The 14,461-nt window shown below is 43.7% G+C and carries 15 protein-coding genes; 3 read left to right on the forward strand and 12 right to left on the reverse strand.

Annotated features, from left to right (window positions below; translation table 11 throughout):
* Positions 1-3: 3 nt before the first annotated feature.
* A complete protein-coding gene (locus ACIY14_RS02505) occupies positions 4-552 on the reverse strand; it encodes a CvpA family protein (protein ID WP_409001400.1) in 549 nt (182 codons plus the stop codon).
* Positions 549-851, reverse strand: a complete 303-nt coding sequence (gene zapA, locus ACIY14_RS02510; RefSeq protein WP_000002028.1) for a cell division protein ZapA — start codon at positions 849-851, stop codon at positions 549-551. Before zapA ends, ACIY14_RS02505 begins: the two co-directional genes overlap by 4 nt.
* Positions 852-937: 86 nt before the next feature.
* Here zapA and rnhC point away from each other — a divergent pair, with 86 nt between their 5' ends.
* The 3 genes from rnhC to ACIY14_RS02525 all read left to right on the forward strand — a co-directional run bounded on the left by rnhC (position 938) and on the right by ACIY14_RS02525 (position 4,932).
* The gene (gene rnhC / locus ACIY14_RS02515) at positions 938-1,819 is read left to right on the forward strand and encodes a ribonuclease HIII (protein WP_409001401.1); all 882 of its coding nucleotides are present in this window, start codon (positions 938-940) and stop codon (positions 1,817-1,819) included.
* Between the two features lie 3 nt (positions 1,820-1,822).
* The gene (gene lepB / locus ACIY14_RS02520; RefSeq protein ID WP_409001402.1) at positions 1,823-2,437 is read left to right on the forward strand and encodes a signal peptidase I; all 615 of its coding nucleotides are present in this window, start codon (positions 1,823-1,825) and stop codon (positions 2,435-2,437) included.
* Between the two features lie 128 nt (positions 2,438-2,565).
* Positions 2,566-4,932, forward strand: coding sequence for an ATP-dependent RecD-like DNA helicase (locus tag ACIY14_RS02525; RefSeq protein WP_409001403.1), 2,367 nt, complete (start codon positions 2,566-2,568; stop codon positions 4,930-4,932).
* 47 nt (positions 4,933-4,979) lie between these two features.
* On the opposite strand, the gene tig is transcribed toward ACIY14_RS02525, so the two are convergent.
* From tig to cbpF, 10 genes are all read right to left on the reverse strand, one after another.
* Positions 4,980-6,263: a trigger factor gene (gene tig, locus ACIY14_RS02530; RefSeq protein ID WP_409001404.1), complete on the reverse strand. Its 1,284-nt coding sequence runs from the start codon at positions 6,261-6,263 to the stop codon at positions 4,980-4,982.
* Positions 6,264-6,353: 90 nt separating this feature from the next.
* Positions 6,354-7,010, reverse strand: coding sequence for a DNA alkylation repair protein (locus ACIY14_RS02535; protein WP_409001405.1), 657 nt, complete (start codon positions 7,008-7,010; stop codon positions 6,354-6,356).
* The gene (locus tag ACIY14_RS02540) at positions 7,011-7,643 is read right to left on the reverse strand and encodes a response regulator transcription factor (RefSeq protein WP_000698421.1); all 633 of its coding nucleotides are present in this window, start codon (positions 7,641-7,643) and stop codon (positions 7,011-7,013) included.
* Between the two features lie 10 nt (positions 7,644-7,653).
* A complete protein-coding gene (locus tag ACIY14_RS02545) occupies positions 7,654-8,652 on the reverse strand; it encodes a sensor histidine kinase (RefSeq protein ID WP_409001406.1) in 999 nt (332 codons plus the stop codon).
* Positions 8,649-9,347 (reverse strand): cell wall-active antibiotics response protein LiaF, encoded by a 699-nt coding sequence (gene liaF, locus ACIY14_RS02550; RefSeq protein ID WP_409001407.1) that lies wholly within the window; start codon positions 9,345-9,347, stop codon positions 8,649-8,651. The genes ACIY14_RS02545 and liaF overlap by 4 nt, the downstream gene beginning before the upstream one ends.
* 167 nt (positions 9,348-9,514) lie before the next feature.
* Complete coding sequence (gene fni / locus ACIY14_RS02555) at positions 9,515-10,516, reverse strand: type 2 isopentenyl-diphosphate Delta-isomerase (RefSeq protein ID WP_409001408.1); 1,002 nt, start codon at positions 10,514-10,516, stop codon at positions 9,515-9,517.
* Complete coding sequence (locus tag ACIY14_RS02560) at positions 10,500-11,507, reverse strand: phosphomevalonate kinase (protein ID WP_409001409.1); 1,008 nt, start codon at positions 11,505-11,507, stop codon at positions 10,500-10,502. Before ACIY14_RS02560 ends, fni begins: the two co-directional genes overlap by 17 nt.
* Positions 11,494-12,447, reverse strand: coding sequence for a diphosphomevalonate decarboxylase (gene mvaD, locus ACIY14_RS02565; protein ID WP_409001410.1), 954 nt, complete (start codon positions 12,445-12,447; stop codon positions 11,494-11,496). Before mvaD ends, ACIY14_RS02560 begins: the two co-directional genes overlap by 14 nt.
* The gene (mvk, locus tag ACIY14_RS02570) at positions 12,429-13,307 is read right to left on the reverse strand and encodes a mevalonate kinase (RefSeq protein WP_409001411.1); all 879 of its coding nucleotides are present in this window, start codon (positions 13,305-13,307) and stop codon (positions 12,429-12,431) included. The genes mvaD and mvk overlap by 19 nt, the downstream gene beginning before the upstream one ends.
* Positions 13,308-13,424: 117 nt before the next feature.
* Positions 13,425-14,420, reverse strand: a complete 996-nt coding sequence (cbpF, locus tag ACIY14_RS02575; RefSeq protein ID WP_409001412.1) for a choline-binding protein CbpF — start codon at positions 14,418-14,420, stop codon at positions 13,425-13,427.
* Positions 14,421-14,461 lie beyond the last annotated feature (41 nt).

Here is a 14,461-nt window from a genome sequence, read left to right on the forward strand (position 1 = left end):
TTTTTATCCGATTAAATTTGTCACCCAGAGTTGTTTGATAAAGTTTGTCGTAAAAGGGACACTTTGGATGATGTTTTTGGCTACTATACTTTTTTCGAGTGAATTTTGAATGACTGCCAGAGGCACTGTTGCGAGAATGGTCAGAGCCATTTGCAAGACAAATAAGGTTACCAATAGCGACAATAGGCCAGCTCCCATACGAAACCATTTGACATCAAGCTTTTTAGTTGGAATCAAGTGTAGGAACAAACCGATAAAACGTCCGATAGTGTAACAAATTCCGAAAACTAGAAGGTAGGCAAGACCCGCATAAAAGACCTTGTCTAGGTGAAACAGCTGGTCTGAAGGGAAGAAAAAGGTGCCCTGTCCTTCCTGAGGATTGGCATAAGGGACAAGCAAGTGGAAGTGTTCCCCCAGTGATTTATAAAACTGTCCCGCAACAAAGGCTGAAATTACTGCAACGATGAAATAATAAACTTGCAGCACCAAACCTCTACGGTAGCCGATGTAAAAACCCCAAGCCAGAACCAATAAGAGTAGGATTGAAATCATAGGGAATCCTCAATCTTGCTCTGTTCTTGTTTGACAGCAATCAACTTGTGGCGGAGTTCTAACAACTCTTGCTCCTTGTCATCAAATTCAATTTCACGATTGAGTTGTGTAGACAGACAGTTGACCGCCAAAAGAAGCGCAATGGTTTCATCATCCGCCCCAGGCATTTGTTCTTTAATTGCTTGGTATTTTTCAGTCGCAACCTTGGCAATTTCCTCCATAAAGAGGTTGTCATGCTCGGTTGTCAAGGTTAATGTCTTTTTCCCGAATGTAAACTTATATCGATTTAGATTTGCCATAAAATTCACCTCACGATATTATACCAAATTTCGCTAACTTTGTCAGTTTTGACCAATTCTCCTGCTTTTGTGGTACAATAGAGACTATGGCAAGTATCACACTCACACCAAGTGAACAGGAAATTCAGAGCTTTTTAAGTCAGTATCAGAAGGCTCTCAGTCCTAGTAAAAATCCCTATATCCGCTATTTTTTGCGACTGCCTCAGGCAACAGTTTCCGTCTATACCTCAGGAAAAGTTCTCCTCCAGGGCGAAATGGCGGAGCAATACGCTAGTTTCTTTGGTTATCAAGTTCAACAAGAAAACAGTGGACAAGATTTTCCTATGATTGGGACTGATGAGGTGGGAAATGGTTCCTACTTTGGCGGACTAGCTGTCGTGGCTTCCTTCGTGACACCTGACCAGCATGACTTCCTACGAAAACTCGGCGTGGGAGATTCCAAGACTCTGACCGACCAAAAGATTCGTCAGATTGCCCCTATCCTCAAGGAAAAGATTCCACATCAAGCGCTCCTCCTTTCGCCAAGCAAGTATAATGAAGTTATCGGAGAACGCTACAATGCTGTTTCTGTAAAGGTTGCCCTTCACAATCAGGCTATCTTTCTCCTGCTTCAAAAAGGGGTCCAGCCAGAGAAAATCGTGATTGATGCTTTTACAAGCCCTAAAAACTATGACAAGTACTTGGCGCAAGAAGCCAACCGTTTCCCAAACAAGGTTAGTTTGGAAGAAAAAGCCGAGAGCAAATACCTGGCTGTTGCGGTTAGCTCCATCATCGCGCGTGATCTCTTTCTGGAAAATCTAGAAAATCTGGGACGAGAACTGGGCTATCAACTGCCAAGTGGCGCTGGAACTGCATCAGATAAGGTTGCTAGTAAAATCCTTCAGGCCTATGGCATGAAAGGACTTCATTTCTGTGCCAAACTTCACTTTAAAAACACTGAAAAAGCCAAAGCACTTCTAGAAAGGTAAATTATGAATTCGTTTAAAACATTTCTAAAAGAATGGGGAGTTTTCTTCCTGATTATCGCACTGGTAGGTCTTAGTCGTATCTTTCTTTGGAGCAATGTCCGTGTAGAAGGACACTCTATGGACCCTACCCTAGCCGACGGAGAAGTTCTCTTCGTTGTTAAACACCTCCCAATTGACCGCTTCGACATTGTGGTTGCGCATGAGGAAGAAGGAAATAAAGACATTGTCAAAAGGGTCATCGGTATGCCCGGAGATACCATCCGCTACGAAAATGACAAACTCTTTATCAACGATAAAGAAACGGATGAACCCTACCTAGCTGAATACCTCAACTTGTTCAAAACAGAAAAGTTGCAGAACACCTATACTGGAAAAGGATTTGAAGGCAATAAGGGAGTCTACTTTAGAGAACTTGCTCAAAAAGCACAAGCCTTTACGGTCGATATCAATTCCAACACCAGCTTCAGCTTTACTGTCCCTCAAGGCGAGTACCTTCTCCTTGGTGACGATCGTCTAGTCTCTAGCGACAGCCGCCATGTCGGCACCTTCAAGGCCAGCGATATCAAAGGCGAAGCAAAATTCCGTTTCTGGCCACTTAATCGTATCGGAACTTTTTAAGATAAGGAAGAGGCCGAGAATGCTAAGTCTCAGTCTCTTTTTCTATTGTGAGAAAAAACCTTTTAATCATCTTGCTTTTTCAAAGTTGCTAAGAGACCAGTTCTCACGAACTCAAACAAAGGAAACCTATGGAAGTTTATTTTTCAGGCACCATTGAACGCATTATTTTTGAGAATGTCAGTAATTTTTATCGCATCCTCCTCCTAGATATCGAAGATACCAATGCGAAGGACTTTGACGATTTTGAAATCATCGTTACAGGAACCATGGCAGACGTGATTGAGGGTGAAGACTACACTTTTTGGGGACAAATCGTTCAGCACTCCAAGTATGGTGAACAGCTACAGATCAGTCGTTATGAGCGAGCAAAACCCACTAGTAAAGGCTTGGTCAAGTATTTCTCCAGCAGCCATTTTAAGGGTATTGGACTCAAAACTGCCCAGAAAATTGTTGATACCTATGGCGAAAATACCATTGACGAAATCCTGGAACATCCTGAAAAGCTGGAAAGTATTGCAGGACTCTCTGCCAAAAACCGTGAAGCTTTTGTTTCCACCCTCCGTCTCAACTACGGAACAGAGATGGTCTTGGCAAAACTGGCCAACTACGGCATTCCCAATAAATTAGCTTTTCAGATTCAAGACTTTTACAAGGAAGAAACGCTGGATATTGTCGAAAACTATCCCTACCAACTGGTCGAAGATATCAAGGGTTTGGGTTTTACCATTGCTGACCAATTGGCTGCCGAACTAGGCATCGAAAGCCAAGCTCCTGAGCGTTTCCGTGCTGGCCTAGTCCATAGTCTCTTTCAAGGCTGTATGGATACGGGGGATACCTATATGGAAGCCCGAGATTTACTGGAACAGGCTCTGACTCTCCTCGAGTCTTCCCGTCCCGTGGAACTCGACCCCAGCAAAGTTGCTCAAGAATTATCTCATCTGATTGAAGAAGACAAGGTTCAGCAGATTGACACCAAAATCTTTGATAATAGCCTCTTTTTCGCTGAGGAAGGCATTCGCAGTCACTTGGTTCGTATCCTTGAAAAAGGAAAGAAACAAAGTCAAGATTTAGAAACCATTCAAAAGCATATCGCTACCGTCGAGAAAGAACTGGGCATCCAATACGATAGCATCCAAAAACAGGCTATCTGCGATGCTATTCAGAACAAGGTCTTTATCTTGACAGGTGGGCCTGGTACTGGTAAGACGACTGTTATCAATGGGATTATCGCTGTCTATGCCCTGTTGGAAGGACTCGATCTCAAGAAAAAGAGTAACCTACCTATTCTTCTAGCTGCCCCAACTGGTCGAGCAGCTCGGCGCATGAATGAACTGACAGGTTTACCTAGCGCTACCATCCACCGCCATTTGGGAATGACGGGTGATGATGATACCAGCCATCTAGAAGACTACCTGGATGCTGATTTTATCATTGTAGATGAGTTTTCCATGGTGGATACTTGGCTAGCTAACCAGCTTTTCTCCAACATTTCTTCTAACAGTAAAATTCTCATTGTGGGCGATAGCGACCAGCTACCTTCTGTTAGTCCTGGACAAGTCCTGGCTGATTTGCTCCAGATACCCCTAATTCCGCAGACTCGCTTGGAACGGATTTATCGTCAGAGCGAAGAATCAACTATCGTCACCTTGGCTAGCCAGATTCGACAAGGCATCTTGCCAGCTGACTTTAGCCAGAAAAAGGCGGATCGCTCTTATTTTGAAATTGCTAGTGGCCATATCCCCGCTACGATTGAGAAAATTCTTGGCGCTGCCCTCAGAAGTGATATCCCGGCTCGCGATATTCAGGTGCTGGCGCCTATGTATCGAGGAACTGCTGGTATTGACGCCATCAACCAACTCATGCAAGACCTGCTCAATCCTCACCAAAAAGGACAAGTGAGTTTTGAAGCCACTCAGTGTCACTATCGAACAGGGGACAAGGTCATTCACCTAGTCAACGACGCCGAAGTCAATGTCTTTAACGGAGACCTAGGCTATATCACAGATTTGATTCCTGGAAAATATACTGAGTCCAAACAAGACGAGATTGTCATTGATTTTGATGGCAATGAGGTTATCTATCCACGCAACGAATGGTACAAGATTCGTCTGGCTTATGCCATGAGTATTCATAAGTCGCAGGGAAGTGAGTTTCCCGTTGTCATCCTACCCATCACTAGTTCCAGCAAGCGCATGCTGGAACGCAATCTCATCTACACAGCTATCACACGGGCCAAGAGCAAGCTCATCCTTCTTGGTGAATTACAGGCCTTTGACTACGCAGTTAAACATATCGGAACTGCCCGCAAGACCTATCTGATTGAACGCTTCGAGGATCTAGTGGAGAATGTTGAAGAAAATAAACAACCTATCTCTGAAACTACCACATCAAGCACCTCTGAACAATCCTACATCCTTACCGAGGAAAACTGGTCTAGAATCCCAGCCATGATCGGGATTACAGATGCAGACCTCAAAGAGTTTTTTGAAAAATAGACCATCAGAAAGCCCACCTAGTCAGGTGGGCCTTTTGTTTATTAAGATTATTTTACTGTTGCAGTGCTTGTGATCAATTCAACAGCTTTTTTGATAGTGATATCGTGTTTCAACATGTCAGCTGAAAGCAAGTTTTGTACTTGTGCAACTTCCATGTTATAATCTGCAGCCAATTGCTCGATTTCTTTTTGGATTTCATCTTCTGAAGCGTCAAATCCTTCAGCTTTGGCAACTGCTTCGATAACAAGGTTAGTCTTCGTACGTGACTCAGCTTCTGCTTCGTATTGTTTGTGAAGGTCTTCTTGAGTAGTTCCAGTGATTTGGAAGTACATGTCAGGGTTGATCCCTTGACGTTGCAAGTTTCCAAGGAATTCATTTACTGAACGATGAACTTCTTCGTGGATCATTTCTTCTGGAAGTTCTACGATTTCAGCGTTTTCTACCGCTTTATCGATTGCTGCACCTTCAACGGCATCTTTGTATGCTTCTTCTTTCGTAGCAGTCAATTCTTTGCGGTATTTTTCTTTCAATTCAGCAAGTGTTTCCACTTCTTCGTCGATGTCTTTTGCAAGTTCATCATCAAGAGCTGGTACTTCTTTAGCTTTTACTTCGTGAATAGTTGTCACAAATTTAGCTTCTTTACCTGCAAGATCTTCTGCTTGGTAGTCTTCTGGGAATGTTACGATAACATCAACAGTTTCACCAGCTGAGTGTCCAACCAATTGGTCTTCGAAACCAGGGATGAATTGACCTGATCCAAGTCCAAGTGAGAAGTTTTCACCTTTTCCACCATCAAATTCAACACCGTCGATAGAACCTACGAAGTCAATAACAACAGTGTCGCCATTTTCAGCAGCGCCTTCTTTGATAACCAATTCAGCCAAGTTGTTGCGTTCGCGTTCGATACGTTCTTCAACGTCAGCGTCTGTTACTTCTTTTTCTACATCTACTGATACTTCAAGGTTTTTGTAGTCACCCAATTTAACTTCAGGTTTTGTCACGACTTCAGCTGTGATAACCCAGTCTTGACCTTTTTCCATTGAAGTTACGTCAATTTTTGGTTGTGCAACGACTTCAAGACCTGCTTCTTTTACTGCAGCTTCATAAGCGTTTGGCAAAAGTGCGTTCATTGCATCTTGATAAAGAGCTTCTTCACCAAATTTTTGGTCGAAGATAGGGCGTGGAAGGTGACCTTTACGGAAACCAGGAACGTTAAGAGTTTTCTTTACTGAGTTAAATACACGGTCCAATTCTGGTTTGATTTGGTCTTGAGAGATAGTGAAAGTCAAGACACCACGGTTTGTTTCTTTGTTTTCAAATGATACAGACATTCTGTCATTTCTCCTTAAAATTTTTAATACAGTCCATTATACCATATAATAGCGACTTTTTTCAAGTAATGAATGCGCTTTTCAATAGTGCTAGAGGTACTTACTCGCTTCCTTGATACTAAGTTCAGCCATTCTTTCCTTGTTTTTTTCGATGAAGCGTGCTACCCATTCGGGATTGGTTTTAGAGTAGTCTCTTAGGGCCCAACCGATGGCTTTGTTGATAAAAAATTCTGTCTGGTCCAGATTATTTAGTAGGATCTTTTCCATCAGTTGGACATTCGTTTTCTCTTTTCTTAACAACTGGTGGTCAATAGCGACTCGTCTCAGCCAGATATTGTCTAATAGGCTCCATTTTAAAAGCACTTCTTCAAGTTCCGGATGGTTAGCCACCAAACTTCCTACTACTCGGTCTAGAATATCTACCGTATCCCACCAGGACTTAGTCACGACCAGACGCTCAAGCTTAGGTAAATCGCTCTCCGTCAAATAAGATTGCATAGCTTTCAAATAGTTGGCAGCCACATATTGGTATTCTCTAGGCTCCTTTTCCCAGCAAGTGTCTACAAAATTCCAATCGATGATCTTTGTTTTTTTCGCACTTGGAAAGTATTTTTTATAAAGGGCATTTCTTTCAGGAGCTGCAATGCCTAGAAAGGGAAATTGATGGCGCATATAGGCTTCCATGGGGCCTGCTTTATGCGGATCTTTTGCCGCTTCTAGCTCCTCAAGTAAATCTGCAAGACTCATCTAAAAGTCCTCCTGCCCAACCAAGTGGTGCTGAAAGGCATAGACCGCCGCCTGGGTGCGATCGCTGACCTCAAGCTTGGCAAGGATGTTGGACACATGGGTCTTGACCGTCTTGAGAGAGATGAAGAGTTCATCTGCAATGCGTTGATTTTCGTAGCCCTTAGCGATGAGTTGAAGTACGTCTCGCTCACGCGCGGTCAAGTCCTCATGAAGCTCGATATGATTGCGGTGGTATTCGACCTTCTTACTGACCTCTTGTTCAATGGCCAACTCGCCAGCAGCCACCTTACGAACGGCATGGAGTAGCTCGTCTGCACTAGAAGTCTTTAGCATATAGCCTTTGGCACCGGCATTTAAGACAGGCATGATTTTTTCATTATCCAAGTATGAAGTCACGATCAAGATCTTGGCTTCAGGCCATTCTTTGAGAATAGCCAAGGTTGCATCAATCCCATTCATCTCAGGCATGACGATATCCATGACAATGACATCTGGACGGAGTTCCAAGGCTAACTCAATACCTTGAGACCCATTGGCCGCCTCGCCCACAACTTCTACATCGTCTTGGAGGTCAAAGTAGCTTTTCAAGCCCAATCGGACCATTTCATGGTCATCTACCAGTAAAATTTTCATCTCTACTCCTTTATAATTCCTTATCTAGCAAGGGAATACGGATATCAACCGCCAGTCCTTGCTTAGGTGCTGTCAAGAGTTGAACCGTTCCTGCCATATCCTCAACCCGCTCCTTGATATTTCGCAGTCCATAACTCAAGTCGTCTAAACTCCCTAACTGGAAGCCAATCCCATTGTCCACCACCTTCAGCTGCAATTCAACATCTGTCTGATAGAGGTAGACATCTAAGCAAGATGCCTGAGCATGGCGGAGGGTATTGCTGATCAATTCCTGCAAAATGCGGAAGATATGTTCTTCGATTTTCTTAGGCAATTTAGACACATTTTGCTTGAGACTGACATTGAGATCGCTCTTATCCTCTAGCTCTTTTAAGAGGATTTGAATCCCCTCAACTAGACTCTTCTCTTCCAACTCCACTGGGCGCAAATGCAAGAGCAAGACCCGCAGATCTTTCTGGGCTGTTTCAAGGATGTCTGCGACACTTTGCAACTGGGTCTGCATCTTTTCTCTATCCAGCTTCAAAGCCTGCTGACTGACACCTGATAAAATCATATGGGCTGCAAACAACTCCTGACTAACTGTATCATGTAAGTCACGTGCTATCCGCTTCCGTTCTTTCTCGATGATTGCTTCTTCCTTGACCAGGCTTTGATTTTCAGCCTTTTGAACAGCCTCTGTCAAGAGGTTAAGCTTGCCAGACAAGGACTTAAAACTGGCGTCCAAGTCTGGATCTGTAAAGGCAACCACCTCTTTTCCTGCTAGCAGTCGCTTGAGATTGACTTGCATTTTTCTGCGAGAGACTTCTTCTATCACGCGCCAAAAGAGGACAAAAAAGAAGGTCATGGAAAGGCTAAAGACCAAGATCAAGAAGATGAGTTTCTCTGTTTTCTCGATATCCTGTAGCAAATAGGACCAGTCTAGCTCAAAAATATCAAGTAAACTATTAGTCAAAAAAAGGATAAAGAGGAAAGAAGTCAGCCCGATTAATAGGTACGATTGCTTTTTCATCCTCTGATTACCTCCACATCGCCAACCATACTGGTTAGGAAAATTTTGACGCTCTTGTTACTCCTGAGATAGTCCCTGGTTTCCTGATGATAATGTTCATTACGAAGAGCTCGCTTGGGTTGATGGAGGAAAGTTAAATCTCCATAGAGGCAGTTGACACTGAGACTGATTTCCACATCTACGGGCACGATAATCCTAGTCGTTCCGACCATTTTTCTAAGGATAATGACATTGTCATGATTGGTTAGGATAACTCTTTCCAAATGAATGGTGTCCTTGCCCATGAGGCGAAAGAGGTTGATATCATCAAATTGGCAGGTCTGGTGACTAGAGAAATGGTGGAGATTGCCAAACCAAGGATTGCGTTCATTTTTTACCGTCACCACCTCTTCAAAAACCAAGTCCGTATCCCCTCTTTCTTGATTCATCATCGGATAGAGAAGAAAGAGACTATAGATAACTGCCACAAAGATAGCTAAAATCACAAAGGGATTGAGCATGACGATGAAAAAGAAAAGAATAGTCGCTACAAGGAGGAAGACATTATTGCCCTCCTTACCTGTATAATAGCGCAGCAAGAGCAAAAAGAGGAACAGAATCAGCAGAAAACGCGAAAAATGCTCTGATACCATCAAAATCAGAGCTCCCGTCAATAGACAGGCTTCGATAAATAAAAAGATTTGAAATTTTTTCATAGCTGCATCCTCTCCCCTCTATTTTATCACAATTCAAAAAAGTCACCTCGGTCTGAGGATGGAAAAAGGAGATAGGGCAGAAATTGCTTCTACAAGCTAGGTTTCACCAACTCACTACAGTTGACAAAGAGATACAAAAAAAGGGCGAGATTTTTGTCCCGACCTCTCTACATCTGATCTTTTGCTTCTTTTAGTTTACCGTAAAGAATATAGTCTACGTCTTGCAGATCCGCTATAGTAGCACAGTTAAGGGCACACATGATCAAACGCAGATCTTCTTTCCAGCTTTGGATGATGTTAATCACTTCTTCAACGGAGTAAGTTTCAATCAACTCTAGAACGGTACGTGACAGTCCCACGGCCTTGGCTCCAAAAACTAGGCACTTAATCATATCAAGCGGGTTCCGAACACCTCCACTGACCAAGAGTTCAACCTTGTCTTTCCAGCCTTGGGCATTGAGAAGGGCTTGCATGGTGGATTGTCCCCATTGATTGAGGTAGTCACGCTGACCACTGCGACGGTTTTCGATATAGGCAAAGCTAGTGCCACCACGACCTGACAGGTCAAAGGTTCGAACGCCCAGTTCATAGGCTCTCTCGATGGTCTTGGCATCCATCCCAAATCCCACTTCCTTTAGGACAATAGGAACGGGGATTTGCTTACTATAGTCTGCCAGATGCGATTGCCAGCTTCGAAACTTTCTTTCTCCCTCGGGCATGAGTAATTCCTGCATGACATTAACATGCACTTGAAGGAGGAGAGGATTCATCTCTTCTACAGTCTGAAGTCCTAACTCAACAGGCTTGTCCAAGCCAATATTGGTTCCAAGGAGGAGATTTGGATGGCTAGATTTGACAGAAAAAGAATTATCTGTAGGATTTTTTAGGGCTGCGCTATAAGAACCTGTCACAAATAAAATCCCACAGGCTTCTGCCACCTGAGCCAGCTTTTGATTGATTTCTCTCCCCTTGTTGCTCCCACCCGTCATGGCATTGATATAAAAAGGAAAGTCCCATTGTCGACCTGCAAATTCTGTAGACAAATCAATTTCATCCAGATCATAAAGAGGCAGGGAAGAATGAATCAATTCCACCTCATCAAAGCTATTATAAGAACTTTTCTGCTCAAGAGCATAGCAGATGTGCTCGTCCTTACGATTTGTCGTCATGTCCTATCCTTTCTTGGTATAAGAGCTCAATCCCCAGATCGGCCCAACGATTTTTTAAGGTTTCAGTTGATTGCTCATCAAAACTCAAGGCAATGCCACAGTCACCACCACCAGCCCCGCTACTCTTGGCAACAGCCTGCAAATCTTGACTGGCTTCTTTCAGCTGTCTCAGCGAAGGCGTGTAAATATCTGCGCTCAAGCCTTCTAAAAGCTGACTGGCTGTTTCCATCTGCTTGATGATTTCTTCTGCTTTTCCTTGTTCTAAAGCTTCTACCAAAGCAGACACCGTCGCTTTTGAGGAAGTTAAAAAATTCTGATTGATGTTTTGCTTGATTTGCTGAACCATTTGACTCGATACGGCCACTTCCTTGGTCCATCCCACTAGGAAATCACATTCTAGACCTGGTTTTACTTGTGAGATAGAAAAACCCCAATCGCGCTCCAAAACTGTCGCCAAGTTTTCTTCTTCCAACCACGTAGCTATCTTCTTTCGATCAAACGACTGGTAGAGAACCAAATTCTCTGCCACAATACAGGCAAGGTCTCCCATGGAGCCATTATCGCCTCTCTTGAGCAAGACCGCGCTAGCCAGCTTGAACAAGAGTTCATGATCAACCGTAATATCATATAGAGCCAGCAGGGCCTTGATCACCAGGACAACGACACTACCACTAGAGCCTAGACCAAACTTTTTCCCTTCTCGTTCCATTTTTCCACGGATTTCCAAGGAAAAAGGTCGTAAGGTCTTGCTATGGTAAGTGAGAAAATCTTCCACTAGAGAAATCGTTTCTTGAATCAAGCTGTAGTCAGGATTTGGCGTCAAGTCCACTGCGAAATCAAACAGATCTGAATAGATACGGTAGCTATCAGAAAAGGCAATCTCCCCCCTCATATAGATAGGTATCGCCTTTATCAAGGCTAACTGTCCTGGCTCTAAAATAGCATACTCACCCGCCCAATAGAGTTTTCCGCAAGTTTTAACAGCAATCATCTTGACTCAAATCCTTTGTTTTTGACACAATCAAGCGAAAATGTTGACCGAAGATTTCTGATAAATGCTCCAAGTCTTTCTCCTGACAGAGGACCTTGACATTGGGACCAGCATCCATGGTAAAGTAGCAGGCCTCTCCTTGCCCACGAAGCTGGCGGACAAAGTCCATCGCCTCATAGGACGCATCCGTCAGATATGAAAAGGCTGGCGATGCTGTTTTGGTCGTAGCGTGCATAGCAAGGGCATTTTTCTCCGTTAATTCACCAACCTTGGCAAAGTCATTTTCCTTGAGATAGACCAGCATATCCTGATAATCCTGCTCAGACTGACGCACCCAGTCATCAAAGGTCGTCGAGGTTTCCACACAGAGTTTCATCCCATCACGGCTAGAAATTGGTTTTTTCTTATCCTCTAGCACCAACATGATCATAGCTAGTTTCAAGTCTGTCTCTACAGGGTAAATCTCCCCACTATCCTTATCCCAAGCACCTAGTGGTCCATAAAAACTGCGAGAGGAAGAACCTGAAGCGAACTTAGCCTCCTGCGCCAACTGACTCCGATTCAAACCAAGCTTGAAATAAGCATTACAAGCCTTGACCAAGGCGGACAAACCACTAGAACTAGAGGACAAGCCCGCCGCAGTCGGCATATTGTTTTGGGTATCAATACGGACAAAGCCCTCACCTTCTGGGCGGTAGCGGTCAATAATCTTACTCATCTTAGTATGTTCAGCATCATTTTGTAACTGACCATTGATATAAAATGCATCAGCCGTCGCATCCTTCGGTAGAGGCGACAAGGTCGTCTCTGTGTACATGTTTTCCAACGTCAGAGAGATGCTGCTAGTAGCAGGAACCATCTCTTTTTCTTTTTTCTTTCCCCAATATTTGATAATGGCAATATTTGCGTAGGAACGTACTGTTACAGGCTCTCGATCCATGTCTGAACAGCTCCTTTCTCTTCTAATCGTTTTGCTAGTTCTTGAGCGTGTGTCAAATTGGTTGCCAAGGCGATAATACAGCCTCCTAGTCCACCACCACTCATCTTGGCACCCAGAGCACCCTGGCTCAGAGCCGTTTCAACGAGGGAGTCTGCCTCAGGGCTACTAACACCAATTTCTTTTAAATGTAAATGCGCTTGACTAAGGATTTGTCCCAGTCCCTCAGCATCTTTTCGTCTAATCGCATCCTCTGCCTGCTGGGTCAATTCTCCCAGGGCATGCAAAAATGGCAGGGCATCCTTGCCCTTGCTTTGAACCACTTGGATGGCTTCACGAGTGTGACCATACACGCCCGTATCAGCAATCACCATATAGGCAGATAGGTTCATCTCAAGTTCTGTAAATCCAACGTTTTTAATAAAGCGAATGGGTTGGTCACTGAGACAGGTCTTAGCATCCAAACCACTAGGATTCATATGGGCAATCATCTCAGCCCGATTGACCAAGATTTCTAGTACATCATGAGGCAGGTCGGCTTGATAGTAGTCAAAAACTGCTCGAATGGCTGCTATACTGATAGCAGCTGACGAACCCATTCCCCGTTTTTCAGGGATAGCCGAGTCAATCACACATCGAATGCAGGCTTCTTTGATATCCAAATACTCCAGCGAGGCATACACTGCCATGGACAAGGTATCCTCCTCATAAAGGCGCCACGGACTTTCAGCAGGGACCACCTTGCAGGTCACTTCCACTTCTAAGAGAGGCAGAGAAATGGCAGGATAGCCGTATACGACAGCGTGCTCTCCTATTAAAATAATCTTACTATGTGCCTGACCGACACCAACTTTTTTTGTCATGTTTTCCTTTAACCAGACGAAAAGACCGTCTCATTTCATACAGTAGTATTTTCTCCTATCTATTTTATTATATTTTCACAAAAAAAGCGATTGTTTCCTTCACAATCGCCCCTTTCATTATTGGACCCATTCGCCATTATAGTTGACAGAATAGCCTTCTACAGTCGTATTCACTGCTAAAGCACCTGAACTATAAGCATAGTACCATTTCCCTCCGACCTGGAACCAGCCTGTCTTCATGTCACCATTACTTGCGTTTAGATAATACCACGTCGAACCTTCCTGATACCAACCAGTTGCCATAGCTCCTGATGAACGGAGGTAGTACCACTTGTTCCCAAGGTATTGCCAGCCCGTTTTCATATCACCATTTGGCTCATCTAAATAATACCAAGTGGAGCCTTCCTGATACCAACCAGTTGCCATGGCTCCTGATGAACGGAGATAGTACCACTTATTGCCAAGTTGTTGCCACCCAGTTTGCATTGCAGCAGTTGTTGGATCGAGATAGTACCAAGTTGAGTTATCATTGATCCAACCACGTACTGGCTCCCCAACCGTTAAACTGTCGATACGAGCATCGAAGCTACCATCCTCCTGTAAATAATACCAATGCCCTCCGTCAGAAATCCAACCAGTTTTTAAAGTGTGATAGCTACGCTGATCTTCAAAATAATAGACTCGTTTCTCTGCTGGACTATCATATTGTTCCCCATGATGTTTGTTGGTATTTGTAGCAGTTTTTGCTTCTAAAACTTGCTTACCAACAAATTCTTGTAGTACCCCATCTTGACCAAAGTAAAACCAATCTGGTCTAAAAGCAACATCTTGCCTTAGAGAAGAACCAATCGTAACCCCTTTGTGTGGAGCAGGTATATATTGCCAGCCGACAACCATCTCGCCAGATAAAGGATCAAAATAATAGTACTTACCATCAATCACTCGCCAGTAGGTTTCTTTGAGGTCCCCCTTTTTATAGTAGGTTCTACCATTTTCTTGGACAAATTGCCAGCCTTCTGAATCAGTATCATCCGCAAAGACGGTGCTTGTCGCTAACAAAGCAAAGAAAAAGACTGCGAGTCCAACTTGCATCATTATTTTAAATTTTTTCATTAGATCTTTCCTCCATAACTGATTGTAGCAAAGACTTTATT

The organism is Streptococcus sp. ST16, from assembly GCF_046098135.1.
Classification (GTDB): domain Bacteria; phylum Bacillota; class Bacilli; order Lactobacillales; family Streptococcaceae; genus Streptococcus.

Excerpts from the sequence above, each read along its gene's own strand:
- ACIY14_RS02505 (WP_409001400.1), bottom strand. The coding sequence starts at position 552 with ATGATTTCAATCCTACTCTTATTGGTTCTGGCTTGGGGTTTTTACATC.
- zapA (WP_000002028.1), bottom strand. The coding sequence starts at position 851 with ATGGCAAATCTAAATCGATATAAGTTTACATTCGGGAAAAAGACATTA.
- rnhC (WP_409001401.1), top strand. The coding sequence starts at position 938 with ATGGCAAGTATCACACTCACACCAAGTGAACAGGAAATTCAGAGCTTT.
- lepB (WP_409001402.1), top strand. The coding sequence starts at position 1,823 with ATGAATTCGTTTAAAACATTTCTAAAAGAATGGGGAGTTTTCTTCCTG.
- ACIY14_RS02525 (WP_409001403.1), top strand. The coding sequence starts at position 2,566 with ATGGAAGTTTATTTTTCAGGCACCATTGAACGCATTATTTTTGAGAAT.
- tig (WP_409001404.1), bottom strand. The coding sequence starts at position 6,263 with ATGTCTGTATCATTTGAAAACAAAGAAACAAACCGTGGTGTCTTGACT.
- ACIY14_RS02535 (WP_409001405.1), bottom strand. The coding sequence starts at position 7,010 with ATGAGTCTTGCAGATTTACTTGAGGAGCTAGAAGCGGCAAAAGATCCG.
- ACIY14_RS02540 (WP_000698421.1), bottom strand. The coding sequence starts at position 7,643 with ATGAAAATTTTACTGGTAGATGACCATGAAATGGTCCGATTGGGCTTG.
- ACIY14_RS02545 (WP_409001406.1), bottom strand. The coding sequence starts at position 8,652 with ATGAAAAAGCAATCGTACCTATTAATCGGGCTGACTTCTTTCCTCTTT.
- liaF (WP_409001407.1), bottom strand. The coding sequence starts at position 9,347 with ATGAAAAAATTTCAAATCTTTTTATTTATCGAAGCCTGTCTATTGACG.
- fni (WP_409001408.1), bottom strand. The coding sequence starts at position 10,516 with ATGACGACAAATCGTAAGGACGAGCACATCTGCTATGCTCTTGAGCAG.
- ACIY14_RS02560 (WP_409001409.1), bottom strand. The coding sequence starts at position 11,507 with ATGATTGCTGTTAAAACTTGCGGAAAACTCTATTGGGCGGGTGAGTAT.
- mvaD (WP_409001410.1), bottom strand. The coding sequence starts at position 12,447 with ATGGATCGAGAGCCTGTAACAGTACGTTCCTACGCAAATATTGCCATT.
- mvk (WP_409001411.1), bottom strand. The coding sequence starts at position 13,307 with ATGACAAAAAAAGTTGGTGTCGGTCAGGCACATAGTAAGATTATTTTA.
- cbpF (WP_409001412.1), bottom strand. The coding sequence starts at position 14,420 with ATGAAAAAATTTAAAATAATGATGCAAGTTGGACTCGCAGTCTTTTTC.